We start from the raw sequence: 2,829 nt of genomic DNA, 5'->3' as shown, positions 1-2,829 counted from the left end.
ATTGAAGCACTTGCTAAAAAGGACGATAGAAGCACAAACAACCTGATAATTAAGATTCTTTCCGACTATGTGCGCTCCTTGACCCCATAGCTAAAGCAAGGGGATTGCGGAGCGTTTTTCGTTCATTGCGCTCTTTACCCGATTAACACGACTATTTGAACGTCCTTGACTATCTTCTTTTCCTCCGCCCATACCCTCGGAAAGCCACAGGCTGATATTTCGAAAATCCTTTTTCGTCAACTCAAGGATTGATCTATTCTTGTATTTCTCCAAGATATGAATCATGACGAGGCGTAGATCTTGATAGTAGCCTTCGATTGTACGTTTAGACTTTTTCCGCTGCTGATATTCTAAAAGAAAATCATTCATGATTTCTTTATTCTCTGGATTCACTTTTTCCCATAATTCTGGAGTGTAAGTTTTATTGTACCGCCCTGTTCCTCTAGCCACTATCAATCGCCTCCTTTACACCATTGTATAAATAATGTCTGTTACATTCCTATTATCGTTAATTATAAATGATTGACTAACGCTGTTTGATCCATAATTGTTTTCGCAAGACCATGATGATTTTCCGCTTATTGTAGGCAGCCTTCTTACGGTTATATTTCGCTCCTGCCTTACTATCTCAGTGTGCAAATGCGACAAAAACACATTAATAAACTTCACACCAGCTATAATGTCGCTTGCTTCATCAATCACAACATTGCCTGTCTTGTCAATTTTTGCATCGTGCTGAAACATCATGAGAGTATTTCCGAATCGGAAATATTTCTTCGTAATTGGAGAGTAGTCCACATTTACGCGGCCTTCACTGTTTTTGAATTGCGTATAAAGGTTGAATAAAAAGTAGAACGTTACCTCCTTGTCGTGATTGCTTGGAATATACAGTACTTCAACTGGTGCAACTACCGACAGTTTGGTGAGAGCGAAAACCATAATTTCAAAGAGTTCAGTGTACGCTTCACGGATGTCTTTTTCGTTGTTTTGTGGAGTCCCCTTGAATGTAGTACCATTGATCCCATTAGCGTTGAACAAGTCATTACCCAATGGAAAAATAATCTTGCTTAACTTCTTGTTTTGAACTCTTTCAATAACATCGTCAATCACGGAAAGAAATCTGTCTTTTGCAATTTGACAATTGTAATCATTGCCGGTAATAAACCGCGTTGCCAGAAGATTATAATGTAAGTCAACAATAGGCAACACAAGGCAATTGTCTCCAGAGCCGTATTCAGGCGTGATTTTTGAATAGCGTATTGGCTTAGGCTCAAACTGCTCAAACCAATTCTTCAGCCACTCCAAACTGATTTCGTCTTTACCAAAAGGTTTCACGGTAATTCGGCTCTGATACATGATTAGGCGCTTTCCGCCTTTAATCTGCGAATGCCAGTACGTATTACGGTATGCGATTACCTTCCAATCCTCCGCCGAGAGGTTGTGTGCTTTTAGTAGAAATTCTGGAGTGATGGCTTCGCCCTCAGAAATCTCAATAAGCCTATCAGACAGCGCAGTTCCGTCAGGCTGAACTTCCAGCGGCTTGAGGATTGGAGCATCCATATTTTCAGATACTTCTTCCGGTGAAATCAGTGTCCACCCCGCGTCAAGGTATTCGTTGATGATTTTTGACCCTTTGCGAACAGTGTCTCTGTTTTCCTGTGTGCCGAAGAATTGAGCGCGCATATCCGTCAGGTCTTGATATTCCAAATCTGGATTGATTATTTTTTCAACTAAAAAATCCTTCTGTTTTTGAAGGAACTCATTTAATGAAATTCTTGAATCAGACAGGGGTATTCATCCTCTCTCAATCTAAATCCTCCATATGGACTACAGACATACGTACTTCTAAATCAACGAAATCCTTAAGAAAATCAGATAAAACATAGGGTGTTTCAATATCTTCCACTCTGATTTGCAGCACTCCGTTTTCATGTTCTAAAATTCCCTTGATATTCGCAACGCTGCGCTTGCTTACTTTAGAAGCCATTATTAATCTCCTTCTATTGGATACTGTCGGCATGGGAAGAAATCCACCCGCGATAATTCTTAGATAGTGTGCATACGGCACACCGAGCATCTCCCTTAAAATGATCGATGTATCTGGAGAACCCATTGTTATTTGTGCGATCTGAAATGTCCACCTGTCCGGTATGCCCCAAAACTACAACCTTGCACGAATCGTGAAAACGTGTAAGAATCAGTTTTAATTCTTCAAGCGTGAAGTTCTGACTCTCGTCAAGGATGATGTACTTATTTTCGTAGTTTAAGCCGCGCATATACAAATGCGTGACGCAATCTATATAACCGCAGCCTTCCTTCTGGTTGATGATTGATTTTTGATTTATTGCCGTGTTTATCTGAATATTTGCTTTCAGACAGGCTTGATAGAATGGCTCAAAATATGGATCTGTCTTTTCCTCATAGGTTCCTGGCAGGAAGCCAATTTTCGCCTCTCTGGTAGGGCATGCAATATAGATCATTCCCTCGTATAGGCGGTATCCCGTCAGAATGTTTCCGACCATCGTAGCGATTGTTGTTTTTCCTGTACCCGCAACGGCGTTACAGAAAACAATGCGGACGGATTCATCGTAGAGAGCATCCCGGAACGTCTTCTGTTCATCATCGAGAGTCATCCCATAAAAAATGTGGTCATCCAGGTTCTTTGGAGGCGTTCCGATAAACTGGTTGGTCGTAGCGGTTGATTTCGTCTTCGCCATACGTCACCTACAGGATTAGGTCGAGATCGGAAATAATCTCGTCACAGATTCCAAATTCTACGGCTTCTTTTGCGCTGATAAACCATTCGGTAGTGATGCGCTCCTCCAAAAG

The 2,829-nt window shown here is 41.3% G+C and carries 4 protein-coding genes; all 4 read right to left on the bottom strand.

The window, feature by feature from the left end; genetic code table 11:
* Positions 1–90 precede the first annotated feature (90 nt).
* Complete coding sequence (locus PHO71_RS26005; protein ID WP_300209088.1) at positions 91–450, bottom strand: hypothetical protein; 360 nt, start codon at positions 448–450, stop codon at positions 91–93.
* A gap of 15 nt (positions 451–465) precedes the next feature.
* Positions 466–1,707 carry a hypothetical protein gene (locus PHO71_RS26000; protein ID WP_300209087.1) on the bottom strand — a complete coding sequence of 414 codons (1,242 nt, stop codon included), beginning with the start codon at positions 1,705–1,707 and terminating at the stop codon, positions 466–468.
* Positions 1,708–1,804: 97 nt separating this feature from the next.
* On the bottom strand, positions 1,805–1,987 hold the full coding sequence (locus tag PHO71_RS25995; protein ID WP_300209086.1) for a hypothetical protein: 183 nt from the start codon (positions 1,985–1,987) through the stop codon (positions 1,805–1,807).
* Positions 1,988–2,000: 13 nt separating this feature from the next.
* On the bottom strand, positions 2,001–2,717 hold the full coding sequence (locus PHO71_RS25990) for a PhoH family protein (protein ID WP_300209085.1): 717 nt from the start codon (positions 2,715–2,717) through the stop codon (positions 2,001–2,003).
* Positions 2,718–2,829 lie beyond the last annotated feature (112 nt).

The sequence above is a fragment of the Bacteroides sp. genome, from assembly GCF_028690125.1.
GTDB lineage: Bacteria > Bacteroidota > Bacteroidia > Bacteroidales > Bacteroidaceae > Bacteroides.
Note: the sequence above shows the minus strand (reverse complement) of the source record. Positions and strands in the feature narration are given on the sequence as shown.